The sequence below is a fragment of the Solimonas sp. SE-A11 genome (genome assembly GCF_030345715.1).
Classification (GTDB): domain Bacteria; phylum Pseudomonadota; class Gammaproteobacteria; order Nevskiales; family Nevskiaceae; genus Solimonas_A.
On record NZ_JAUASX010000001.1, the window covers coordinates 433533 to 455258 of the forward strand.

At 67.5% G+C, this 21726-nt stretch carries 22 protein-coding genes; 9 read left to right on the forward strand and 13 right to left on the reverse strand.

What is annotated here, in order from left to right:
• Window positions 1-9: 9 nt before the first annotated feature.
• From QT386_RS02310 to QT386_RS02325, 4 genes are all read right to left on the reverse strand, one after another.
• Complete coding sequence (locus QT386_RS02310) at window positions 10-1797, reverse strand: serine hydrolase (RefSeq protein ID WP_289272114.1); 1788 nt, start codon at window positions 1795-1797, stop codon at window positions 10-12.
• A 473-nt stretch (window positions 1798-2270) separates the two neighbouring features.
• Window positions 2271-3269: a LysR family transcriptional regulator gene (locus QT386_RS02315; protein WP_289272115.1), complete on the reverse strand. Its 999-nt coding sequence runs from the start codon at window positions 3267-3269 to the stop codon at window positions 2271-2273.
• Between the two features lie 537 nt (window positions 3270-3806).
• Complete coding sequence (locus tag QT386_RS02320; RefSeq protein WP_289272116.1) at window positions 3807-6113, reverse strand: DUF6351 family protein; 2307 nt, start codon at window positions 6111-6113, stop codon at window positions 3807-3809.
• Window positions 6114-6237: 124 nt separating this feature from the next.
• Complete coding sequence (locus QT386_RS02325; protein WP_289272117.1) at window positions 6238-6618, reverse strand: hypothetical protein; 381 nt, start codon at window positions 6616-6618, stop codon at window positions 6238-6240.
• A 405-nt stretch (window positions 6619-7023) separates the two neighbouring features.
• Here QT386_RS02325 and QT386_RS02330 point away from each other — a divergent pair, with 405 nt between their 5' ends.
• Genes QT386_RS02330 through QT386_RS02340 form a run of 3 tightly spaced genes read left to right on the forward strand, consistent with a single transcriptional unit; the run spans window position 7024 to window position 7855 of the window.
• On the forward strand, window positions 7024-7236 hold the full coding sequence (locus tag QT386_RS02330; RefSeq protein WP_289272118.1) for a hypothetical protein: 213 nt from the start codon (window positions 7024-7026) through the stop codon (window positions 7234-7236).
• Between the two features lie 11 nt (window positions 7237-7247).
• The gene (locus QT386_RS02335; RefSeq protein WP_289272119.1) at window positions 7248-7577 is read left to right on the forward strand and encodes a hypothetical protein; all 330 of its coding nucleotides are present in this window, start codon (window positions 7248-7250) and stop codon (window positions 7575-7577) included.
• Between the two features lie 41 nt (window positions 7578-7618).
• Window positions 7619-7855, forward strand: coding sequence for a zf-TFIIB domain-containing protein (locus tag QT386_RS02340; protein WP_289272120.1), 237 nt, complete (start codon window positions 7619-7621; stop codon window positions 7853-7855).
• Window positions 7856-7909: 54 nt separating this feature from the next.
• Here QT386_RS02340 and QT386_RS02345 read toward each other — a convergent pair whose 3' ends face one another.
• Together QT386_RS02345 and QT386_RS02350 are read right to left on the reverse strand one after the other, a co-directional pair.
• Window positions 7910-8827 (reverse strand): iron-containing redox enzyme family protein, encoded by a 918-nt coding sequence (locus QT386_RS02345; protein WP_289272121.1) that lies wholly within the window; start codon window positions 8825-8827, stop codon window positions 7910-7912.
• 162 nt (window positions 8828-8989) lie between these two features.
• The gene (locus QT386_RS02350; protein WP_289272122.1) at window positions 8990-9895 is read right to left on the reverse strand and encodes an AraC family transcriptional regulator; all 906 of its coding nucleotides are present in this window, start codon (window positions 9893-9895) and stop codon (window positions 8990-8992) included.
• Between the two features lie 98 nt (window positions 9896-9993).
• On the opposite strand from QT386_RS02350, the gene QT386_RS02355 reads away from it, so the two are divergent.
• Window positions 9994-10746, forward strand: coding sequence for an SDR family oxidoreductase (locus tag QT386_RS02355; RefSeq protein ID WP_289272123.1), 753 nt, complete (start codon window positions 9994-9996; stop codon window positions 10744-10746).
• 760 nt (window positions 10747-11506) lie between these two features.
• Window positions 11507-12943, forward strand: coding sequence for an MFS transporter (locus QT386_RS02360; protein WP_289272124.1), 1437 nt, complete (start codon window positions 11507-11509; stop codon window positions 12941-12943).
• 66 nt (window positions 12944-13009) lie between these two features.
• Here QT386_RS02360 and QT386_RS02365 read toward each other — a convergent pair whose 3' ends face one another.
• The 3 genes from QT386_RS02365 to QT386_RS02375 all read right to left on the reverse strand — a co-directional run bounded on the left by QT386_RS02365 (window position 13010) and on the right by QT386_RS02375 (window position 14938).
• Complete coding sequence (locus QT386_RS02365; protein ID WP_289272125.1) at window positions 13010-13456, reverse strand: SRPBCC family protein; 447 nt, start codon at window positions 13454-13456, stop codon at window positions 13010-13012.
• 124 nt (window positions 13457-13580) lie between these two features.
• Window positions 13581-13952, reverse strand: a complete 372-nt coding sequence (locus QT386_RS02370) for a hypothetical protein (protein WP_289272126.1) — start codon at window positions 13950-13952, stop codon at window positions 13581-13583.
• 122 nt (window positions 13953-14074) lie between these two features.
• Window positions 14075-14938, reverse strand: a complete 864-nt coding sequence (locus QT386_RS02375; protein ID WP_289272127.1) for a dihydrodipicolinate synthase family protein — start codon at window positions 14936-14938, stop codon at window positions 14075-14077.
• A 147-nt stretch (window positions 14939-15085) separates the two neighbouring features.
• Here QT386_RS02375 and QT386_RS02380 point away from each other — a divergent pair, with 147 nt between their 5' ends.
• The 3 genes from QT386_RS02380 (at window position 15086) to QT386_RS02390 (ending at window position 16702) form a co-directional block, all read left to right on the forward strand.
• The gene (locus QT386_RS02380) at window positions 15086-15478 is read left to right on the forward strand and encodes a DUF1905 domain-containing protein (protein ID WP_289272128.1); all 393 of its coding nucleotides are present in this window, start codon (window positions 15086-15088) and stop codon (window positions 15476-15478) included.
• Window positions 15479-15677: 199 nt separating this feature from the next.
• The gene (locus tag QT386_RS02385; RefSeq protein ID WP_289272129.1) at window positions 15678-16538 is read left to right on the forward strand and encodes a nitroreductase family protein; all 861 of its coding nucleotides are present in this window, start codon (window positions 15678-15680) and stop codon (window positions 16536-16538) included.
• A 35-nt stretch (window positions 16539-16573) separates the two neighbouring features.
• On the forward strand, window positions 16574-16702 hold the full coding sequence (locus tag QT386_RS02390) for a hypothetical protein (protein ID WP_289272130.1): 129 nt from the start codon (window positions 16574-16576) through the stop codon (window positions 16700-16702).
• Here the strand turns inward: QT386_RS02390 and QT386_RS02395 are convergent.
• From QT386_RS02395 to QT386_RS02410, 4 genes are read right to left on the reverse strand one after another with little or no spacing between them, the layout of a single operon-like run.
• The gene (locus QT386_RS02395) at window positions 16699-17553 is read right to left on the reverse strand and encodes a sulfotransferase domain-containing protein (protein WP_289272131.1); all 855 of its coding nucleotides are present in this window, start codon (window positions 17551-17553) and stop codon (window positions 16699-16701) included. The two genes, QT386_RS02390 and QT386_RS02395, sit on opposite strands and share 4 nt — an antisense overlap.
• Before the next feature lie 2 nt (window positions 17554-17555).
• Window positions 17556-18473, reverse strand: coding sequence for a hypothetical protein (locus QT386_RS02400; RefSeq protein WP_289272132.1), 918 nt, complete (start codon window positions 18471-18473; stop codon window positions 17556-17558).
• Window positions 18470-19615: a 50S ribosomal protein L11 methyltransferase gene (locus QT386_RS02405; protein WP_289272133.1), complete on the reverse strand. Its 1146-nt coding sequence runs from the start codon at window positions 19613-19615 to the stop codon at window positions 18470-18472. Before QT386_RS02405 ends, QT386_RS02400 begins: the two co-directional genes overlap by 4 nt.
• A complete protein-coding gene (locus QT386_RS02410) occupies window positions 19612-19896 on the reverse strand; it encodes a lasso peptide biosynthesis PqqD family chaperone (protein ID WP_289272134.1) in 285 nt (94 codons plus the stop codon). Before QT386_RS02410 ends, QT386_RS02405 begins: the two co-directional genes overlap by 4 nt.
• A 1316-nt stretch (window positions 19897-21212) precedes the next feature.
• Here QT386_RS02410 and QT386_RS02415 point away from each other — a divergent pair.
• Window positions 21213-21725, forward strand: coding sequence for a lasso peptide biosynthesis B2 protein (locus QT386_RS02415; RefSeq protein WP_289272135.1), 513 nt, complete (start codon window positions 21213-21215; stop codon window positions 21723-21725).
• Window position 21726 lies beyond the last annotated feature (1 nt).

The window sequence follows — 21726 nt, forward strand, 5'->3', positions numbered from 1 at the left end:
GCGCGGTGGCTATTGGTTGATCTGCTCCAGGATCAGCGGGCGGATCAGGCGCCACAGGTTCACGCCGGTGGTGGAGCCCTCCAGCGTCCACAGGGCGGCGCTGTAGTCCTTGTCGAAGTCCATCCAGGGCATGGCACCGAGCAGGCCGGGGTCGCTGAGCTCCGGGCCGGCGCTGCCGGGGTGGGCGGATGCGCCCGACAGCCACCAGCCGTTGCTGTAGCCATCGAGCCCGCTGCTCTCGCCTATCGGCTGGAACAGCACCAGGCGCGAGCCGATCTGGCTGCCGGTCACGCTCGCGGCGCTCTGCGCCGACAGCACCGTGTTGCCGTTGGCGCGACCGCCGTCGATGAACATGCGCATGATGCGCAGGTAGTCGAGCGCATCCGACAGAGCGCCACCGCCGATGCGTGGGTTGTCGTTGCCCACGTAGCGGAAGGTCTCCAGGCCCAGCGGCGTGCCGATCTGCTGGGAAAAGAGCTGAGCCCAGGGCCTGCCCGCGGCCTGCTGCGCCACGTAGCCGGCCAGCTGGTAGCCCGCGCCGCTGTAGAAGAACGCCGCGTTGGGCGGGAAGTTGAGCGTCAGGTTGGCGATCTCCTGCGCGCAGGCCTGCAGGGTGATGCTGTCGTTCTCCATGCAGGGCGAGCCGAAGGGCAGGCCGGAGCTGTGGTTGAGCAGCATCCGCAGGGTGATCGGGGCCTTGTCCAGCGGCCAGGAGATCGAGTTGCCGAGGTAGGTCGACACCGGCGCGTCCAGGTCCAGCAGGCCCTGGTCCACCAGCGACAGGATCGCCGCGGCCGAAGGCGCCTTGCTGGCCGAGGCGATGGGGATGGTCATGCGCGGCGGCATGTTGCCGCCGCTGCGCTCGAACAACAGGCGCCCGCGGATTTCCAGCGCAAAGTTGTAGCCGTCCATCTGGCCTTCGCCACTGCCCAACTGGTCGTCCAGCAGCTTCGCCAGCGCCGACCAGTCGTAGGTGATGACCTTGAGCGTGGTCTCTGCCGTGCGCACGCCGCCAGGGCCGGTCGCGGTCAAGCGATACGTGATGGTTTCCATCGGCGACACGCTGAGGCTGCCGCTGGCGGGTTGCGTGCCCAGGCCTGGCTGGATGCTCACCGTGGTCGCCTCGCTCGTGGCCCAGCTCAGAGTCGCGGATTCCCCGGGCTGCAGCGAAACCGCACTGCTGCCGAAGCTGGCGATCGTCGGTGGTGGCAATACCGTCACCGTGACCTCGCTGCTGCTGTTGCCGCCGGGGCCGGTCGCCGTGAGGCGGTAGGTGGTGGTCACGGCCGGGCTCAGGGTCACGCTGCCATCAACGGGAACCGCGCCCACGCCGTTGTCGATACTGACCTGGGTCGCGTCGGTGGTTGCCCACTGCAACTGGCTGCTGCCACCGGCGGCGATCGATGCGGGGCTGGCCGTGAAACTGTCGACCCGCGCGGCGGCCGCCTGCACCGTGACCTGCACGCTGGCGCTGCGGGTGCCGCTGCTGTTGGTGGCGGTGAGGGTGTAGGTGGTGGTGGCTGTCGGGCGTACCGTGGCCGTGCCCTGCGCGCCCCGGCTGCCCAGGCCCGGCTCGATCCGCACCGTGGAGACGTTGGTCGCGTCCCAGCTCAGCATGGCCGCGCCGCCGGAGACCACGCTCGAAGGGCTTGCGGTGAAGCTGCGCAGCACCGGCGCCGGCGGTTCCGCCGCGCCTTCCTTCTCGCCATCCCCTGCGCCCCCGCCACCGCCGCAGGCACTGACCAGCAGCAGGCCCAGGCCAAGCAGGGCAGAGCGGAAAGCGGGTTTCGGAGACATCACGGCGTCCTTGTTCGAAGAAGGGACGCCGGGGCGCCCTGCCGGCTCAAGGGGCCGGCAGGGTCATGCTGCAGGCTCGGGGCGCGCTTATGGCGCGTGGCAAGACGAGCGGCAGGGATGGCCGTGCGGAATGGGACTAAACGGAGATCATTTAGATTTTCTAAACGACCACCCCAGAACATATCAATTGTTGCGCCGCACCAACCCCCGTACATTGCACATCAACGAAGTACTTGGAGCGCAGAAGGAGGTACCCGATGTTTGCAACGATCATTGTCGCCAGTGTCGCCGCCAGCTTGATGTCGGTAGCCGTTCTGGATGTCACGGATACCGTTGCCGACCTCCGCCGCGCCGAGTCCAAGCACTGACCTGACCGATTTTCCTGCCGCGGTGCGCGGCGCCGAGCCCTCCCCCAACAGGCTCCGCGCACCCCGGTAACGATCTCCTCCAGATCCCGCCATGGGATCTACTTTTCAAGGCCGCAATTTCCCTCGCGGCCTTTTCTTTTTTTCCGTCGCGCCCTGGGCATTCTTCGCATCCAGGGCAGCTTCTTCCAGCAACCATTTCCTGAACGCCACCACCTCCGGCCGGCTGGCCGAGGCCGAGGCGGTAACCGCGTAGTACGCGCGGTCCAGCCGGATGGCCAGCGGAATCGCCACCACCAGGTCACCGCGCCCGAGCTCGTCCGAGGCAAACAGAGGCGTCGCCAGCGTCACGCCCAGGCCGTCGGTGGCCGCGTCCAGCGCCAGCGTGGAGTGGTCGAACTGCAGTCCGCGGCGCGGATCCACGTCCGTCACCCCGGCATGGCGCAGCCACTGTGCCCAACCCGAGCGGGAGCGGTCCTCGATATGCGTGTCGCCGTGCAGCAGCGCGTGGTAGCGCAGGTCGGCTGCCGTCTTCAGCGGGTGCGCGCCCTGCCTGGTCAGGCGCGGATGGCACATGGGCACGATATCCACGGTAAACAGCAGGTCGGCGTGCTCGCTGTCCGGCCGGCCGTTGCTGAAGCGGATCTCCAGGTCCGGCTCCGATTCCGGAGCGTCGTCCGCGCCTGGGCGCTCCGTGGGGCGGATCAGGTTGCCGCTGGCCAGCACGCGCACGTCGATGCCGTCGTACGCCGCCAGGAAGCGGTGCAAGCGCGGCATGATCCAGCGGGACGCAAAGGTCGGCGTGGTCTTCACCGTGAGGTGCGGCGCGCGCCCGTAGTCGCGCAACTCGCTCACCCCCCGGGTCAGCAGGTCGAAGCCGCGCTGGAACAGTGGCAGCGCCGCATTCGCGGCCGGCGTCAGTTCCACGCCGCGCGGCAGGCGGCGGAACAGCTCCACGCCCAACTGCTCTTCCAGTGCCTTGATCTGGTGCGTCACCGCCGCCGGCGTCACGAACAACTCATCCGCCGCCTTGCGAAAGCTGCGATGACGGGCCACGGCCTCGAAGGCGCGCAGGGCGTTGAGCGGAGGAAGACGAGCGTTGGTCACGGGAGGGCCGCCTTGGGGTCAGCGGTCTTGGGTCGGGCCCACAGTTTAGCCGGGAACCGGAAAGGGCAGGCCCACCCCAATGTAGGGTTTTGCCTATAGAAGGAATGCAAAGGTGATGCAGTTGGCGGCGGTATGCACCAAAACGGTGATGTCGGGAGATTCTTCGTCGAGATGCAACGCCGGCATCCCCGTGCAAGGTTTCTTCCAGAAGGAACTCGTAGAGGTGCAGCCTTCAGTGATTGAGCATGGAAGCCGACCACGCAAAGTTCCGTGATGAGCAGGCTCAGCATCCATGCGGACGATCCGCTGCTCAGCAGCCAGTTGAGTTGGATATCAGTGATCTGGAAGAAGGATGCCGGGCGGTCTCGCACGAATCTCCATGTGCTGGAATTACGTGCGCGAGTACGCAACGTAGCGACCGATCAGGCCACGGCCAAGCGAAAATTTTCTCTGCGGATGATGCAACGATGCTGCGGCAGAGCGTGGCCGTTCATCCTTCGACAGGCTCAGGACGAACGGCCACGGCTGGAGGAACTGCTACCGCGCAAACACCTGGAATGCCGGCGACGCCCAGCCCAGTCCCGAATTGGCCGGAACCGCAGGCATCGGCTTGCCACCGTAGACCGCGGCTTCCGCCGTGCCGTACTGCTGCCAGGGGATGGTGGGCTGCTGGCTGACGCCGGGCTTGCTGAAGTCGCAGACGCCGTCGGGGAAGACCGCCTGCAGCTGGGCCCACTGCTCGTCGCTGAAGCCGAAGATGCCGTAGTTGTCGTTACGGTCCATGGGCTTGAGCTGGCACTTGTTGGTGTCGGTGGTGATGGCGTCGCCCGCGCCGGTGCGCGGCGTGCCGTAGATGCCGACGATCAGCGGGCCGCAGGCCTGGTCGAGCAGCTTCTGGCCCACGCCGTCGAAGCAGGCGTCCTTCAGGTCCGCTGGTTTGCGGGTGACCAGCTTCTGCGCCAGCGGCGTGGCGCTGGCGTCCTTCTCCACTTCGCCCAGCCAGCGGTCCATGGCGATGAAGCTGTTCTTGGCGCAGAAGTTGTCCGCCAGCATCGGGATCGGGCCTTCCCAGATCAGCTGGTTGTCGTGATGGCCGTGGGCGCGCTCCAGGCGTGCGCGCATGGCGTAGGCGCGGTAGGCGTCGTGGAACAGGCCCGGATCCGGCCCGCGGCAGTCGATGATGGCGACCTGGTCCATGTTGTTGGCCTGGTTGATCATGCCCGTGCGGTAGGCGTTGGCCAGCGCCGGCTGCACCGCCACCATGCGTTCCTCGGTCACGTTGGTGTCCTGGTCGGCGCCGCCGATCTTCACGTTCAGGTCCACGAACTGCGCGGGCAGGATCAGGCCCTGCTGCAGCGCCTTGAGGCCGTACTGCACGCCGACGTTGTCCAGCGGGAAGCCGGCGAAGCCGCGGTTGATCTGCTGCTCGTAGACGCTCCAGCGCTCCGGCGGGCGAGGGCCCAGCAGGTTGATGGCGGCGTCCTGCACCGTGCAGCGCGTGCCGCCGGGGTTGGTGTCCGGGTGGTAGCGCTGCGCGTCGCTGATGCCGGCGCAGGCGCTGGTGGGCACGGCGACGTGGAACTGCGCGCTGTCGCTGACCTGCGAGTTGACGATGGTGAGGTGGTCCTGCACGTTGGCCATCTGGGTGGGCAGCCACAGCACGCCCGGCGCCCACTGCGAGGGATCCAGGAAATAGTCCAGCGTCAGGTGGTAATCCAGGAACTGCGTGGCGGTGCTCCAGGCGTCGGGGAAGGAGCAGGTCGGCAGGATGCCCTGGTAGATGCCGGGGTAGGCGTTGGCCACTTGCTGCTGCGTCAGCGAGCCGCCCGAGCAACCCTGGCCGATGGTGTAGCGCAGTTCGCCGTACTGCTCGATCACGCGCTCCTTGGCCATCACTAGCGATTCCGCCTGCACCGCCACGTTGCAGTTGTGGCCGGCGTGGTTCAGTGCCGTGGACATCACCGCGAAGCCCTTGCTCAGTGCGTGCTCGGTGGCGTCCTTCAGCACCTCCAGCGGCAGGCCGATGGGCAGCAGCTCGCCGCCGATCACGGGGATGTCGGTGCCGCTGCTGGGGATCACCGACGGCGCGTTGCCGGTCTGGTAATCCACACCGCAGGAGAAGCCGTGGTTGATCACCAGCTTGTGGTTGAACTGCGGCTGCGGCGCGGCGGCGGTCCAGGGCTGGTTCGGCTGGTACAGCGCGGCGATCTTGTACTGGTCGCGGTCCTGGTAGCCGGTCTCCACGCGCACGATAAAGGGCACGGTCACCCCCTGGTCGGTGGTGGTGGTGGCGACGTCGCTAGGCGGGTTCTCCGGGTCATAGGACTGCAGGCCCGGCAGTAGAGGGTTGCTGGATTTGTAGACCCAGACGTACTCCGGCGGCTGATTGCACTGCGCGTCCACCGCGCCGGCATTGGTGCAGGTCCAGGGCTGCAGCTGCGGGCCCGCGAACACCGGGCCGCCATGCGGGTGGTTGGTGAGCGTCACGCTGGCCGAGCCCACGCCCGGCAGGTTTGCGCTGACGGTATTGAGGCCGATGGCCATGCCGCTGACCAAGCCGATCACGCGGCCGTCCTCGCGCCGCGAGAAGGCGCTGCTGGCGTCCGCGCCGGCCACCGTCACCTTCAGCTTGCTGGCGTCGGCATCTGCCGGCAGCTTCACTTCCAGCAGGGCATCGCCGCTGGAGATCAGGTCCGCGCGGTTGGACAGCACGCGCAGTTCCAGCGCTCCAGTGCTGGTGTCGCCGCCGTCACCGGACGCGGGATCAGAGCGGCTGCAGGCGGCGAGAGCGCCGGCCAGCGACACTGAGACGAGGGACAGCAGCAGGCGACGTGCAAGGGTCATGGCGTGGTCGGGTATAGGAATGATCATGGGACCGGCGGCGCGGGAGTATCGGGCAGCGCCCCGACGCCTGCAGTAGGAAAGAAAACCCAGACAGGGTGCTTCGCGCGGTGCGCAGGGCCCGGCCTCAGGACCCTTCGTAACGCTTGAGGTAAAGGCCCAGTGCCGGGTCTTCGTTGCGCAGCGCCTGGTTGCCATGCACGGCCTTCGACTCCACGCCGCTGATCGCCAGCACTGGCCCCACCGCATTGCCCGCCGCGTCAAAGCGGCGCGCCATCACCTGTGTCCGGGACGATGAGGCGCCCGTCTCAGTCCAGGTCAGTACGAAGGCGCCGCTGTCCTGCAGCGCCACCACCGGCCCACCGGCGTAGATGCCGTCGGGCGTGCCGGGTGTGTTGATGCGGGTTTCCGGCCCCAGCGGATCGCCGGGCGCGGCGGTGGCGGCCAGCGGAAACAGCAGAGCGGCAAGCAGGCCGCGGCAAGCCACGCGAATGATGGACCGGTTCATTCCCTCTCTCTACCCCAGGGCGCTGCCCCGGCGCGTTCCCGCCCTCGTTGGGGCGTGGCTGTTTTCCTTATGCGATGCAGTCTATGCCTGCTGGGAATGGACGCCAATGATTGTTTTAATAATTTAAAAATTAAATTAATAACTTATCTCTTATCACAACTCTACAGGCATGCCCGAAGTCCGGCTGGCAACTGGAATCGATGCGTGAAAACGGACGGCGGCGCGGGCAGGCCGGCGGCAGGCAAGGGTTTCGAGGGTAGCCAGAGGAAGGATGCAAGCCGCGGAAATGGCGACCTGAAATCCGTGCATCCTGCAACGCGTTGCTTGCATAAGTTCAATGAAAACAATGGCCTGATACTGGCCTGACTCTTGATTGGCTGGCTTCATCATCCGGAGGGCTGGGCCATGCATCACGAACTCGTTGTAGCAGCGCTGTTGGTACTGACCATGGTCCTTTCCGGCTGTGGCGTGGAAGCAAAGGCCGATGCGGCGAGCCTCGCCAGCTTCGCGCCGCCGGACTCGCTGCCGGAGGCCCTGCGCGGTTCTTACTGCGACCGTTACCTGCTGGTCCACGCCAAGGAAGCCTGCCGGTCCGGCTTGCAGCTGGCCAGCCAGTGAGGGAGGCCCCCATGGATGCGAAATCACGGCATGCCGTGCATCAGCTTCGACAGCTTGCCCATGGCCTGCCCGGCGCCGGTGAGCAGGAATTCTGGCGCGTCACCGGCCTGTGCCAGCAGATTCACGCTGCCAATCCGAATCCGCAATTGCTCATTCGCCTGCGGCATCTGCAGGCGATCATGAAGGATTGGCTGTTGCCACTGCGCTGGCAGGGGCATGAGGACGCACTGGATCCGTTGCGTGCAGAGGTGTTGCGCTGCATCGACGCCGTGGATGATTGCGCCTGCTTCGAGCAAGACGCCGCGGGCGAGGTTGAGCCGCGGCGTGCGGCGCGCGGATGACGCCCCGCCACGATTTCACTACGCAGCGCCAGGAGTAGCCCATGACGATGAAGGCAAGGATGCAGACGCTGGTGCGTCAGGTGGTGCGTGGGCATACCCCGTACGAAGACGAGACCATGACGCGCTTCGGGGCGTCTGCCGGGGCAGGCATGAAGGCCTGCCCGAATTGCAGCAACCCGCTGCATCCCGACTCATCTGCGGCAGGCAACGAGCATGGGCTCGCGCTCTATGTCTGCGGTGTCTGCGGAGGGAGCTGGATCCTGGTGGCGCGCCACTAAGCCGGACAACCCGCAAAGAGGACAGGCCATCGATGGCCTGTCCTCTTTGCGCATCTAGGCCACGGCCTTCTGCTCGCCACCCCAGAGCTGGGCGCGATATCGCGCGAAGCAGCTTGCGCCTGCGGCGAGTCGCAGCAGGGCGCCTTCCGCGATGGGACGGGCCAGTTCCGGGTTTGACGAGACCAGGGGCTCAATGACTTCGCGGTTCCATTGCTCGGAGTGCTTGATATCGAGTCCGGCGTGAATCTGGAAGTAGCGGCGGCCCGGGGCATCCACGCCCAGGCGCTTGAGGCCTTCGTTGACGCGGCTGACGCGACCGGGCGCGGTCATCTCGATCACGCCCAGGGCGCCGACGGACTGATAGGCGTAATGGCGGTTGGCGGCCAGGGCGACCATGAGATTGCCCAGAGCCAGGGATTCCCACACGGTGCTTTCCATGGATGGCTGTAGCTGCAGGGCCTCGACGCATTGCGACAGCATCAGGCCATGCATGGCCTGCAGGCGGCCGCGGCCCATTTCGTCCCAGTAGTTGCTGGCCATTTCCACCTTGGGGCGCGCGGGAAACTGCACCTGCGTCAGGGCCACCAAGTCATCGAAGCCGGCTTCGCCTGCGGCCTCCTGCGTCAGGAACCACTTCATGTCGCTCATGCTCGCGTGCTCGGCGAGCCAGGGGAATAGCGGATCACCCTGGCCGGGGCCGTCGTGGCGCAGGTCGTCGAACCAGTCCATGAAGGCGGCCGGCGTGGTGGGCACCGCCTGCATCCAGGGCGCGATCCCGGCGCGCAGGTGCTCCATGTAAAGCCCTTCCAGGTGGCGCATGCGGATCTCTTCCGCCAGGCCGCTTTCCCAAGCGCTGCTGTCCGGCTCGGGGCGCAGGCGCTTGTGGTTGAAGCGCGTCAGGCGCAACTGGAAGCCCGGCGAGTCGAAGGCCGGAGCATGGTGGGTGAAGTCGCCGGTGGTCAGTACGTTCATGGTGGTCTTTCCGTTTCTCATCCAGGGAGAAGGACCAAGAGCCGTGCCAGCCCGGCCGGCTGATAAGTCACTGATTCATGGAGGCGGATACGGAAGGAGTCATGCAGATTGAACGGAGCTCATCCGCGGAGTTCGCGCTGGCGCATGCAGCAGGCATGAGCATCAAGCCTCCGCGCCTGACCTCGCATAGCGCCCCGGCGGCAGGCCGACATGCCGGCTGAATGCGGTGCTGAAGGCGCTGGCGGAGCCGTAGCCTACGCGCTCGGCGAGCTCGCCGATGCCGAGCTCGCCGCGGCGCAGCAGGTCCTTGGCTACGGTCATGCGCCAGGCCAGCAGGTACTCCATCGGCGCCTGGCCGAGCGTGCGCGTGAAGCGCTCGAAGAAGGCGGAGCGTGACAGAGCGGCGACATCCGCCAGGCGCGGCACGGTCCAGCCCTGCGCGAGGTTGCCGTGCATCTGCCGCAGCGCCCGTGCCAGGCGCGGATCGGCCAGGCCGCGCAGCAGGCCGGCTGGGGCTTGCTCGCCGGAGACTTGGCGCACCGATTCGATCAGCAATATCTCCACCAGGCGCGTCAGGACCAGCTCGCGGCCGGAGCCCTGGCCGCGGGATTCCTCCCGCAGCAGACGCACCAGTGTGGACAGGCGCTCCACACCGCGCACATGGATACGCGGCGGCAGCATGGAGACCAACAGGCCCGCCTCCGGTGATTCAAAGGCGAAGTGACCGCCGAGCAGGCGCACATCCGGCTTGCCGCCGCGGCGGCCGTGGCGCAGCTCGCCGCCAAGCGTGGCGCTCTGCCACGGGTCCATGCGCACCGGCTTGGCGGGCTCGAAGCCTGACATGGTGAAGCCGCCGGTCTTGGGCAGGAGAAGGAAATCGCCGGCTTCCAGCACCAGGGGTTCCTGGCCATCCAACGCCAGACGGCAGCGGCCTTCCAGCACCGCACAGAAGCTGGGCAGGCCGAACTCCGGGTAGCGCACGGCCCAGGCGCCGGCACCGCTGATGCCATTGGAGAACACCGCGCGTGGCTTGAGCAGGGCAATGACGTCGGACAGGGGATCACTCATGTCTGGACTTTGGATAAAAAATGATGGACTCATGATTATGGAGAGTCCTGATCATGGCGCCTATCGTGGACGCCATGCAAACCACACAGGAGTTCCCCATGAAAGCCACACCCAGAGCTGTACTGATCACCGGCTGCTCGTCCGGCTATGGGCTCGAGACCGCGCGATACTTCCATGACCAGGGCTGGAAAGTGATCGCCACCATGCGCCAGCCGCGAGAAGACCTGCTGCCGCGTTCCGAGCGCCTGCGCGTCCTGGCGCTGGACGTCACGCGGCCGGAGAGCATCGCGGCCGTACTGGAGGCGAGCGGGCCGATCGACGTGCTGGTGAACAACGCCGGCATCGGCCTGTTCGGCGCCCTGGAGGCCACGCCCATGGCCACCACGCGCGAGGCGTTCGAGACCAATACCTTTGGCGTGATCGCGGTGACGCAGGCGGTGGTGCCGCAGTTCCGCAGCCGACGCTGTGGCGTGGTGATCAACGTGACTTCCAGCGCGACACTGGCGCCGATGCCGCTGGTGGCGGTGTACACCGCCAGCAAGCAGGCAATCCAGGGGTTCACGGGATCGCTCGCGCTGGAATTGGAGCCCTTCGGCGTGCGCGCCAGACTGGTGGAACCGGGCTATGCGCCCAGCACGCGATTCACCGCCAATGGACAGGAGCGCATGGCGGGGCTGATACCGGAGGCGTATATGCCGAGGGCCCAGCGCATCTTCGCGGCGCTGGACAATCCCATGGTCACGACCGAGCGTGACGTGGCGGAGGCGGTGTGGCGTGCGGCGAACGATGAAGGCGGACAACTGCGCTTCCCGGCGGGCGCGGATGCGGTGGCATTGGCGCAGGCGCGGTGACGGGAAGACACGGGGAATGGGTGGCAGTTTGCTGCCGAAAAAACCTGCTCCGCCGGGCCGACTCCGGAGAGATGGCGCTCGCCACGTGCCAGACCTGGCCTTGCGGCCAGCCGTTGTCTCCGCGGACGCCTCTTGCCGGCACGCCCGTTGCGCTGCGCGGGCTCCCCTGGTGGAGGGACCCGGCGGGCAGCAATACCAAGTTGTTAATGAGCACCGACAGCAGGTGTGACCCGGGACTCGTTCGCGGATGCGCTAGCAGAGCCCTACTGGGTTAGCCCGGCAATCGTTCTACTGCGGGGAAGTCTGGGAGCCGTGGAGGCATGGGCCGGGTGGGTGAGATCGTTCCCGGTATGCGGCGGGCCTCGGTCGTTGCCTGGCAACGTGGGGCGTTGGCTCGATGGGAATAGGTTACGCCGGAGAAGGTGGAACTCATAACGGAGTTCCGTTTTTCTTCTTGGCTGGGTTGCTCGAGCGGTTCACCCTTCGACGGCTGGGTGTGAACGGCTTTCTCCAATTCATTGATGATCTCCCTCTCATCGGCAATTGCTGCGGTATTTCCCTGGCTCCGGCACTCTCCCCGGAGAGATGCTCTGCCATGATGGCCCGCCGGCTTCCGGACAGGCTTGGCCCTCCAGCGGCGTTCGTCCACGGAGGGTGACCAAGAGCTTGGCCTTTGCCCCGACCGATACCCTTGACCTCAAGTGGACTTGAAGTTGCACAGTAGGCCCTGCCCGAGAAGGGCGAGCCGATGGAGCACCGCATGCAAGCCGCGCCGAAGACCGATACTGATACTGCCCCGAGCGGCCCGGCAGAGACGCGGGCGGTGCGTTGGGCGCTGGTGGGACTGTCGCTTTCGGTGCTGCTGTCGTCGCTGGGCACCAGCAGCGCCAACGTGGCCCTGCCGACGCTGGCGCAGGTGTTCTCGGCGTCCTTCCAGCAGGTGCAGTGGATCGTGCTGGCCTACCTGTTGGCGATCACCACGCTGGTGGTCGGGGTGGGGCGGCTGGGGGACGTGGCGGGGCGGCGGCGCCTACTGGTGGCCGGCATCGCGCTGTTCACGGCGGCGTCTGTGTTGTGTGGGCTGGCGCCGACGCTGTGGATGCTGATCGGTGCGCGAGCGGTGCAGGGCCTGGGGGCGGCAGTGATGATGTCGCTGACGATGGCCTTCGTCGGCGAGACCGTGCCCCGTGAGCGCAGCGGCAGTGCGATGGGCCTGCTGGGCACCATGTCTGCCGTGGGCACGGCGCTGGGGCCGTCGCTGGGCGGGCTGCTGATCTCGGAGGTGGGCTGGCGGGCGATCTTCTTCATCAACCTGCCGCTGGGGCTGCTGGCCTTCGGCCTCTGCCGGCGATACCTGCCGGATGTACCGCGGACTGCGCCGGGTGCGGCTGGACGCTTCGATGTGACGGGCACGGTGCTGCTGGCGCTGACGCTGGCGGCGTATGCGCTGGCGATGACGCTGGGGCGGGGGAGCCTGGGAGTGCTCAACCTGGGGCTGCTGCTGGCGGCGGCGATGGGCCTGGTGCTGTTGCTGCGCGTGGAGGTCCGGGCTGCCACGCCGCTGCTGCGGCTGGCGATGTTCCGGGAGCCGGTGTTGCGGGCGGGCCTGGCCACCGGCGTGCTGGTGACCACGGTGATGATGGCGACGCTGGTGGTAGGGCCGTTCTACCTGTCGCGGGCGCTGGGGCTGGATGCGGCGGTGGTGGGGCTGGTAATGGCGGCAGGGCCGCTGATCGCGGCGGTGGTGGGCCTGCCCGGCGGGCAGAGCGTGGACCGCCATGGCGCGCAGCGCATCACGGTGGGCGGGCTGATGGGCATGGTGGTGGGTTGCGCGGCGCTGTCGCGGGTGCCGGTGTCGCTGGGCATACCCGGCTACGTGATCCCCCTGGTGATCCTCACGGCGGGCTATGCGCTGTTCCAGGTGGCCAACAACACCGCGGTAATGGCGGGCGTGGCGGCGGACCAGCGCGGGCTGGTGTCCGGCATGATCGGCCTTTCACGCAACCTGGGATTGGTCACGGGTGCGGCCGTGCTGGGCGCCGTGTTTGCGGCGGCAGCGGGCGCGGCGGATATCCACGCGGCCAGCCCGGATGCGGTGGCACACGGTATGCGGGTGACGTTTGGCGTGGCGGCGCTGCTGATCCTGCTGGCAGCAGGGATCGCGGTGGGGGTTGGGCACGCACGGCGCGGCGCGTAGCCTGGCGTGATCGGGCGCTTGCCCGACCACGCCAGCCCTTGCTGCGCTGCCGCTGGGGCGAGCGCCTTATGCGTCCGGAATCTCGGGGTCTACCAGCTGCGCGAGCTGGGCCAGCGACTCCTGCCAGCCGAGGTAGCAGCCCTCTTCCGGGATCACGTCCGGCACGCCGGCCTGGGTGATGCTGATGTCCGTACCGCAGGAAACCTGCTTGAGGACGATGGTCACGGTCATCTGGCCGGGGAGGTTGGCGTCCTCGAACTGGTCGGTGTGGACGATGCGCTCGTTGGGCACCAGCTCGGTGTATTCGGCGCGGAAGAAGTGGGCACCGCCGGTGGTGAAGTTGGTGAAGGACATGCGGTAGCCGCCACCCACCTTCGCCGAGAACTCATGGATCCTGGCGGTAAAACCATTGGGCGGCAGCCACTTGCAGAGGGCGTCGGCGTCGGTGAAGGCGCGGTAGACGCGCTCCGGCGGGGCCTTTAGGACGCGGTGGAGGCGGATGGTGCTGGGCATGGTGGGGCTCCTGATTCTGGGGAAAGCCGTGGGAGGCATCTACACGTCGAACGGGCAGGGCGGATTTCGACAGGGGGCGATGATTTTTCTGCACGGCCCCCTCAGTGCCGACCTCCACCCTCGGTCAGCGGCCTGGTCCAGCGGCCCCTTCGGCCTCTGCGTACCACTGCGCATAGGGTGAGTTCCGGGCCAGGTGGCGGTTGTAGTCCTGGGCGCCATCCTGCCACCAGACCGGGCCCCTTTCACCCAGCGCGACCTTGGCGGCGTGGACCCGGGCGCGGGCTTGCTTCAGCGATGCCTGGGCGCCGGACTGGAGGGCCTGCCTGACGGCGCGGCGGGCGGACATGAGCTCATGCTGGATCTCCTGCCGGCGCGTGGCCCCGAGCCCGGGATTGGACGTGCGCCACAGGCGCCCGCGCACGACGATGTAGCGCCCGTCCGGTGTGTGCAGCGGAGCGAGCCTGGGGTGCCGTGCGGGAGTGCGTGGGGCGGCCATGCCCCTTGGGACCGCGGCGTGGCACGGCAGGTTTCAGTGTTGCGGCGATGCGAGCGGTGGCTGGGCAGGGCATGGCCTGATGCTCCGGCCTTGCGATGCCGCGTCTGCCCGGGGGCATGCCGTCAGATGGCGCAGCCGGTCGAGCGCAGGGCGCGGCGCAGGTTGGTGTAGTCGCGCGTCTGCGACAGGGCCAGCGGCGGCGTGCTCTCCGCCACGCGGCCCATCTCGATCAGCGCCCATTGCAGGGCGCGCGGCAGGTTGTGCTCGGGCTGGGCCTGCAGCAGCGTCTGCAGGGGCTTCTGCAGGGACTCGACTTCTGTCCGATCACCGGACAGAGCGGCGTCGTGAAGCTTGCGAACCATGCGCGGGACGAGGTTGGCGGTGGTGGAGACACCGCCGGCGAAGCCTTCCAGCACGAAGGGTGCGGCGGCGATGTCACTGCCCGCATACAGCGCGAAGCCTACCGGCAGGTGCAGCGCCAGCAGCGCGCGCGCTCGGGCAAGGTCCGTGGCGCCGTCGACGAAACCGCTGACGCCGTCGATACGCGCCAGCGCGTCCACCACAGTGGGCGCGATGCGCTCATTGGAGCGCAGCAGCAAGGGCTGCTTCACGGCCCGGGCAACAGTCTCCACGTCATGCAGCAACTTGTCCCGCGACGGAAAGGCCGAGATGGGCAGCGTGAGCAGCACGGCATCCACACCGGCCTCGTCCGCGACCTGCGCGAATTCCAGCGAGATCTCGAGCCGGTTCGCGCTCAGGCCGGCGATGACGGCGATGCGTCCGTCGGCCTGCCAGACCACGCGGCGCCACAGCTCCAGGCGCTCCTCGGCGTCCAGCTCCAGGGCGGCGTCGAGCGTGTCGCCCACCAGCAGCGCGGCACTGCCTTCCACCACGTGCCAGTCCACCAGGGCTTCCAGGCTTTCCATCTTGATGGTGCCGTTGGACTCGGCGGGGGATACCAGCTCGACGATGCTGCCCTTGATCATGTGCAGGTTCCTGGCGGGAGCGATGCGGGCCAGTATAGGCAGCCCAAAAGCCCTCATGCGTTTTGCACAAAAAGGGTGCGAAACGGGCCTCGGCAGGGGCGCGGTGGAGTACCTTATCCGCACTCTTGAAGCGTGAGAGCAGGGCCGATGGCGAGCACCCGGAAGACCAAGCGGAATGTCGTGCTGATGTACGGCGAGCCGGACCGCTTCTCGCCGTTGCTGGATGGCGAGCCGGAAGCGGCCGCCGCGCCGGTCACGGTGAAGACCAAGGTATGGCGCTGGAAGCAGGGCGCGGCCTGGCACTTTGCCACCGTGCCCAAGGCGCAATCGGCGCAAATCCGCAGCAAGGTCACCGGCGCCAAGCGTGGCTGGGGATCGGTGCCCCTGCGGATCCGAGTGGGTGAGACAGAGTGGGAGACGTCGCTCTTTCCCGAGGGCAAGGCGGGCACCTACCTGTTTGCGATCAAGGCGAGTGTCCGCAAGGCGGAAGGGATCGAAGAGGGGAACACGATCACCGCGCAGGTGTTTCTCCGCACATGAGCCTGCCCCGCTGCGCAGATGGTGCCGACGATGACGATGCGCATGGGGCGGGGATGCATGCCACAGGAGCCAGGAATTCCAACCCGGCCCTGTTCCGGCTCCACCCGCCTCTGCCGCTCCGCCGGGCTCGCCGGCCAAGGATCGGGCCAGCCGGGGCGGCTACAGTGGGGGTCAACCTTCTCCGATCTGAAGCCTGCCCATGACCACCCAGACCAAGACCCGCAAGAAAGCCGCCAAGCCCGCCGCGAAGGCCAAGGCCCCCAAGGTCCCCGCCGCCCGGAGTGTCGCGAAGCCTGCGGCTCCCAAGACCGTGACCGTGGACGGCAAGGAGCGCTACCACGAGCCCGCGCCCCAGGGGATCGACCTTGAGTCCTTCCGCCAGGTGGTGAGCAGCCGCCGCTCGGTCCGCAAGTTCACCGACAAGCCGATCCCCCAGGCCGTGCTGGACGACTGCCTGGACATGGCGCTGCTCGCGCCCTGCTCCTCAGGCCTCCAGCCCTGGGAGTTCTACGTGGTGAAGTCCGCCGACAAGAAGGCGCGGCTGGTGAAGGCCTGCATGAGCCAGCTCGCCGCCAAGACCGCCGCGGAGCTGATCGTCTGCGTGGCGCGCACGGACCGCGTGCAGGAGTTCTCCCGCAAGATGCTGCGCGAGTGGCCGATGCCGGACGTGCCGGTGCTGGTGAAGCGTTACTACCAGCTGATCCCCTACAACTACGCGCCGGGTCCGCTGAACAGCTTTGCCATGGTGAAGAAGGCCGCCACCGCCGCGGGCGGCCTGCTGGCCGCCGTGCCTCGCGGGCCCTACACCGGCGCGGAGGTGAAGCTATGGGCCGCCAAGAGCACGGCACTGGCCTGCGAGAACCTGGTGCTGGCGCTACGCGCGCACGGCTACGACAGCTGCATGATGGAAGGCTTCGACGAGGTGCGCGTGCGCAAGCTGCTGAAGCTGAATGATGCGGCGTTCCCCATCATGGTGGTGGGGGCGGGTGAGCGTGCGGCGGACGGGGTGTTCTGGCCGCAGCTGCGGTTTGAGCGCAAACTGTTCGTGCATGAGGTGTAGATGCATGCGCCGGGGCGGGAGAGGAGGCTGAGCCCATGACGCGGGGCTGGCTGGATGCGCGCCCGGCCATCTTCGAGCGGGCGCTGAAAGGTGTTCGTGGTCGCACCGCGCCCGCGCCCGGCCTGCCCGCGCGGCTGCTGAAAAAGGGCGCGCGCCGGGGCTAGACGGGCTCGCCGGCCGCATCGAGGTACCCGTAGCGGTACATCACGGCGGAATGGTCCTTGACCAACCGCTGCACCTGCTCTTGCGTGAGCCTGTCGCGCCAGCCGCCAGCGCGGCCCTGGCGGAAGAAGCGCTCGGTGTGCCGCGGCCGCTCGCGAAAGCCCTTTTCCGACTCCTGGCGCGCCAGCTCGCCAAACGCGCTGAAGCGGATCGCCTTGGCCACGCGTGCTGGATCGTCCGGCAGGCCCAGGAAACGGGCCGCCCCGGAAAAGGTTTCCTGCGCCCGATCCAGCATGTCCTCGTAGCGGATCACGTGCAGGTTCAGGCCCGACGCATCGGCCCAGCTTTCCACGTGGCCGGACCAGCTCAGCAAGCGCTGGCGCACCTGCGGCGGCAGGCTCTTGCGCGAGCGGCACAGGGCCATGTCCGGCTGGCCCATCTGCTCGATCGCCTGGTCGATGCTGCAATGCCAGTGATTGGCGGCGGAGGGCGCCACGTCCAGCGGGTTGCGCACGATGTACAGGGCGCCCAGCGTGGCCTCGCGGCTTACCAGCGGCTCGCCCGCCGGAGTGAGGGTGTAGGCATCGTGAATCTTGTGGTACCCGATCTCCGGCTCCCGCAAGCTCCAGCGGTAGACCACCGGCCGCAGGCGCTCGACCTCGTCCGGCGTGAGCTCGGCCGTGTCGAAACCCAGCACCTCGTCAAGCCAGCCCCGGGCACTGGCGATGCTGCCGGTGGACAGCTCATTGATGTCCACCGGCGTTTCGCCATCGGCCTTGAGGTTGCGCAGGAAGGTGCGGAACCAGGTGTTGCCGGACTTGGGGTAGGACGCCAGCCAGTAGATGCCGCCCATCGTCAGGGATTCGCGGCGATGTCGGCCAGGATACTGTCCACCAGGGCGTCGAGTTCAAAGCCATGGTCGGGGCGCGTGACCCGCACCAGACGGATACGCGCGGCGACCTGGCCTATCAGGCGCAGGTGCTTGCCGTTGAGCCCCATGCCCTTGAGGAAGCTGACGCGATAGGTGTTGTCGCGCAGCGGCAGGAAGCGGTCCATGCCGGCGACCGGATCGAGCTGGATGTCCGGCTGGTTTTCGCCGCTCAGGATGTAGATCCAGCGCACCGGCAGCGCGCAGTCGGCGAACTGGGTGACTACCGGGAAGTTGAATTTCTCCATGCCCGGCCGAATGCGGCGCAGGCCGGCCGTATCGATCTGCATGCGGCTGGCGGTGTCCTGCCAAAGCTTGATGCGCGGGAATCCCGGCAGCGCCCGGCATTGTGCGTCCACCGGCACGACATCGTCGGCCAGGATGTTGTAGCCGCGCCGCAGGAACGCCGCCGCCAGGGTGGATTTTCCGGCGCCGGAGTGCCCCACGCAGATCATGGCCCGGTCGCCGACCTGGATGGCATTGCCGTGCAGCACCAGCAGGCCGCGCTGGAACAGCAGCGCGCCGAAGGCCGAGCCCAGCAGGAACACACGCAGGCTGTCGTCGTCGATGCCGGGCTCGGGGTCCACCCGGATCTCGCAGCCATCGTTCACCAGGAACCGTGCCACTTCCGGTATGTGCAGCCAGAACTGCCGCGGGCCGGCCCAGAGGTAGGGCCCCAACTGGCTGGCGCCTGCCGGGCCCTCGGACGGAACGGCGCCTAGACGGATGCGGACGTCCGGCTCATCGTTGCCTGCTGGGGGCGGTTGCTGCAGCTCCGGCAGGTCGAGCTCGCTGTCGATCCGCAGCCCATAGGCGTACCGCAGCTCCCGAGAGTGCTCACTCATGCTCGGCCCGAATCGGCAGCCGCAGGAATGATGTACAGGCGGCTGCGATCGTGGCCGATCTCCACGTCCAGCGCGTCGCCCGGCTTCAGGTCCCGCGCCTGCGGCAGGATATGCAGGTGGGGATCCCAGCTGGATTGCTGCGGCGGCCGGTTCTCGAACACGATGCCGTCACCAAAATCCAGCCGCAGCCAGCGCATCAGGGCCTCCGCGCGGCCCTCTTGGCTGGCCACCAGCCGCAGCGCGTGGCTGGCCTCGGCCGGGGCATCGTGGCGCAGGTCGAAGCCGACCAACTCCACTGGCTCGGACAGCATCTCGACGTTGCCGCCGCCGCCCTTGCCGGCATTCAGCTCCAGCGGGCTGAAGCGGTTGAAGGGCGTGAGGTCAAAGCCCATCACCGTGTCCATGCGGTAGTGCTCGTGGTGCTTGCTCCCGGATACCAGGCAACCCATGGCGGCGACGTGCCAGGGCAGCAGCGGCGCCCCGGGCTTGAGGAATCGTTCCCGAGCAAGCTCGGTCAGCGGCAGCACGTGCTCGCCCAGCAGGGTGTTGTCCACGATCTCGGAGACGAACAGGTCCGCGCGCTCGGGCAGGTCCACGCCGAGCTTCACGTCACGGGCATTGCGGCTGATCACGGTGATGCGGTCGGCCATACCGTTGCGGGCGACGATCGCGCGCGCTGCGGCAGCAACGTCCTCTCGCATCTCGCAGGTGTAGACATGCTGCGCGCCGGCCTGAACCGCCAGCATCGCCAGGATGCCGGTACCCGTGCCGATCTCGAACACGGTCATGCCCGGGCGCACATGATGACGCAGCGCACGGGCATAGGTTTCGTTGCGCAACTGGTCATGGACGATACCGAAGTGCCAGAGCGGGGCCTGGCGGCGGCAGATCCACTCGGTCAGTACGCGCACGCGGATGTCGTGAGGCGCCAGCTCACGCGCTGCCGCCGCCACCAGGAGCGCATCCTTGCGCTGCTCGCGGTCGCGCAGCATCTGGGCCAGTCGTGCCAGGCGTTGCGGTAGTTGCGGATGCTCGGCCAGGGCGACCACGAAGGGCCGGGCTGCGGGGGTCAGTTCGCCAAGGTGCAATACGGCGGCCAACGCCGGCCAGGCCCGGCTCTCCAGGGCAGCCGTTGCGCTCATGCGACCGTCTGGACCAGGCCGCGATGGATCAATTCTTCCAGGAACTTGCGCATGTCCTGCTCGCCGATGGCGGCATCAACCTCGAACTCCTGGCAGATCGTGGCAACGATCTCAGCCAGGCTGACGGGATGCTCCAGCAATTCCCAGGCACGAGTGCCGACGCCGCTGATGCCGTAATACTCGCCGCGCTCGATGCTCATCATCACCAGATCACCGTCCATTTCGCTGGCGATCAGGTCGGGCACTCGGACAACACGGGTTTCGGGGGACATATCCGGCATAGGGGGTTCTTGAGAAAGGAGATGTGAGCGCGCTTGTACCGGGCAGAACATGGCGTCTACCCGCGCGCGCGAGGCTGTGCCAGACCGCATTCTGCTCAATGAATCGGGGCCCTTCCAGGGGCGTGTCGGCGGGCACTCCATTGCGGGTTGCCGCCCGCGCATCAGCGGACTTCGAGCATGCTGAGCAACGCAAGCCCGGGGCTGCGCCCGCGGATCAGGCCGGTGTACGGGCACTCCTTGGGCCCACCCACTTCCGGAGTGCGCAGGCTGGGGAGAAGGCCGGGCCGTCAGGAAGGGGCATAAGCGGAGCCATACTCTTTAATCTGGGTGAGAGCCTTGCCGTGCGTATCGAGGGAGTGCTCCAGGCACACGAGACGCGGGCGCATGTAGGGCCGACGGGCCGGGGACGCAGCATCGGACTTTGGCGCCTGGGTGACGGGGGCGGTGGGGGTGACTTCGGTCATGCGGAGGGGCCTGGAGTGGAAAATAAGATGAGCGGAATCCGTCAGGCAGAGGAGCGGACCCCGTTGCATGGACGGACCTTGCCATTCCGCGGCAAGAGCCGGGGTTGAATTGAGCCCAATCCCTGCGATTACGCTATACAGCTTGTCGCTGGACGGCAACGAACCCGGCGTCACATTCAGGGGGTATGCGGAGCCTGCTGGAAGTGCTGGCCCAGCTGCGGTCCACTGCCATCCTTTCTGCGGGCACTCCAGTGCGGATTGCCGCCCGCGCGTCAGCGGACTTCGAGCATGCTGAGCAACGCAAGCCCGGGGCTGCGCCCGCGGATCAGGCCGGTGTACGGGTACCCCGTGGGCCCATCCACTTCCGGAGTGCGCAGGCTGGGGAGAAGGCCGAGCCGTCAGGAGGGGCCAATAATGGTGCCACCCTCCGGAGAGTTCTTAAAAACCTTGCCGTGCGTATCGAGGGAGTGCTCCAGGCACACGAGACGCGGGCGCATATAGGGCCGACGGGCCGGGGAGGCAGCATCGGACTTTGGCGCCTGGGTGACGGGGGCGGTGGGGGTGATTTCGGTCATGCGGAGGGGCCTGGAGTGGAAAATACTGATGAGCGGAATCCGTCGGGCAGAGGAGCGGACCCCGTTGCATGGACGGACCTTGCCATCCCGCGGCACGAGCCGGGGTTGAGTTGAGCCCAATCCCTGCGATTACGCTACACAGCTTGTCGCTGGACGGCAACGGACCCGGCGTCACATTCAGGGGGTATGCGGAGCCTGCTGGAAGTGCAGCCCTGGCTGCGGACCACTGCTATCCTTGCGACGCCCTGGCGTGCCCCAGGCAGCCGCCACATTCCCCATGTCCCGCTCCGGAAACCCCACCGCCCCTGCCCCCTTCACCGCTCGCTGGCGCCAGCGGTTGCGGCATGTCCTGCAGCGCTCTTTCTTCGAGCTAGGCTGGTTCCTGCCGGCCTGGGTCGTGCTGGGCCTGAGCCGCGCCGCGATCCTGTGCGTGCCGTTCCGGCGGCTGGCACCCTGGATGGGCCGGCATCAAGGGCTGCATCCCTGGGTGCCGCTGCTGACGGCGACGCAACAGGCCCGTGCCGGGCAGGTGGGCCGCGCCGTGCGGCTGGCCGCGCGCTACACCCCTTGGACGTCAAACTGCTTTCCGCAGGCCCTGACGGCCAGCCTGCTACTGCGACTGTATGGCGTGCCTTATGCGTTGTACTTCGGTCTCGCCCCCGGTGCGCCGGGGGAGTCGATGAAGGCCCATGCCTGGGTATGCTCGGGCGCCATCAATGTGACCGGCGGCGCCAGCTTTGCGCAGTTCACGGTGGTGGGCTGTTTCACCAGCATCATCGCGGAACGCTGAT

Bases quoted from the DNA above. Each gene is read 5' to 3' on its own strand.
- QT386_RS02385 (WP_289272129.1), top strand. From the start codon at position 15,678: ATGACCACCCAGACCAAGACCCGCAAGAAAGCCGCCAAGCCCGCCGCG.
- QT386_RS02360 (WP_289272124.1), top strand. From the start codon at position 11,507: ATGCAAGCCGCGCCGAAGACCGATACTGATACTGCCCCGAGCGGCCCG.
- QT386_RS02390 (WP_289272130.1), top strand. From the start codon at position 16,574: ATGACGCGGGGCTGGCTGGATGCGCGCCCGGCCATCTTCGAGCGGGCG.
- QT386_RS02310 (WP_289272114.1), bottom strand. From the start codon at position 1,797: ATGTCTCCGAAACCCGCTTTCCGCTCTGCCCTGCTTGGCCTGGGCCTG.
- QT386_RS02350 (WP_289272122.1), bottom strand. From the start codon at position 9,895: ATGAGTGATCCCCTGTCCGACGTCATTGCCCTGCTCAAGCCACGCGCG.
- QT386_RS02340 (WP_289272120.1), top strand. From the start codon at position 7,619: ATGACGATGAAGGCAAGGATGCAGACGCTGGTGCGTCAGGTGGTGCGT.
- QT386_RS02375 (WP_289272127.1), bottom strand. From the start codon at position 14,938: ATGATCAAGGGCAGCATCGTCGAGCTGGTATCCCCCGCCGAGTCCAAC.
- QT386_RS02380 (WP_289272128.1), top strand. From the start codon at position 15,086: ATGGCGAGCACCCGGAAGACCAAGCGGAATGTCGTGCTGATGTACGGC.
- QT386_RS02320 (WP_289272116.1), bottom strand. From the start codon at position 6,113: ATGACCCTTGCACGTCGCCTGCTGCTGTCCCTCGTCTCAGTGTCGCTG.
- QT386_RS02330 (WP_289272118.1), top strand. From the start codon at position 7,024: ATGCATCACGAACTCGTTGTAGCAGCGCTGTTGGTACTGACCATGGTC.
- QT386_RS02325 (WP_289272117.1), bottom strand. From the start codon at position 6,618: ATGAACCGGTCCATCATTCGCGTGGCTTGCCGCGGCCTGCTTGCCGCT.
- QT386_RS02365 (WP_289272125.1), bottom strand. From the start codon at position 13,456: ATGCCCAGCACCATCCGCCTCCACCGCGTCCTAAAGGCCCCGCCGGAG.
- QT386_RS02355 (WP_289272123.1), top strand. From the start codon at position 9,994: ATGAAAGCCACACCCAGAGCTGTACTGATCACCGGCTGCTCGTCCGGC.
- QT386_RS02395 (WP_289272131.1), bottom strand. From the start codon at position 17,553: ATGGGCGGCATCTACTGGCTGGCGTCCTACCCCAAGTCCGGCAACACC.
- QT386_RS02410 (WP_289272134.1), bottom strand. From the start codon at position 19,896: ATGCCGGATATGTCCCCCGAAACCCGTGTTGTCCGAGTGCCCGACCTG.
- QT386_RS02405 (WP_289272133.1), bottom strand. From the start codon at position 19,615: ATGAGCGCAACGGCTGCCCTGGAGAGCCGGGCCTGGCCGGCGTTGGCC.
- QT386_RS02370 (WP_289272126.1), bottom strand. From the start codon at position 13,952: ATGGCCGCCCCACGCACTCCCGCACGGCACCCCAGGCTCGCTCCGCTG.
- QT386_RS02335 (WP_289272119.1), top strand. From the start codon at position 7,248: ATGGATGCGAAATCACGGCATGCCGTGCATCAGCTTCGACAGCTTGCC.
- QT386_RS02415 (WP_289272135.1), top strand. From the start codon at position 21,213: ATGTCCCGCTCCGGAAACCCCACCGCCCCTGCCCCCTTCACCGCTCGC.
- QT386_RS02400 (WP_289272132.1), bottom strand. From the start codon at position 18,473: ATGAGTGAGCACTCTCGGGAGCTGCGGTACGCCTATGGGCTGCGGATC.
- QT386_RS02345 (WP_289272121.1), bottom strand. From the start codon at position 8,827: ATGAACGTACTGACCACCGGCGACTTCACCCACCATGCTCCGGCCTTC.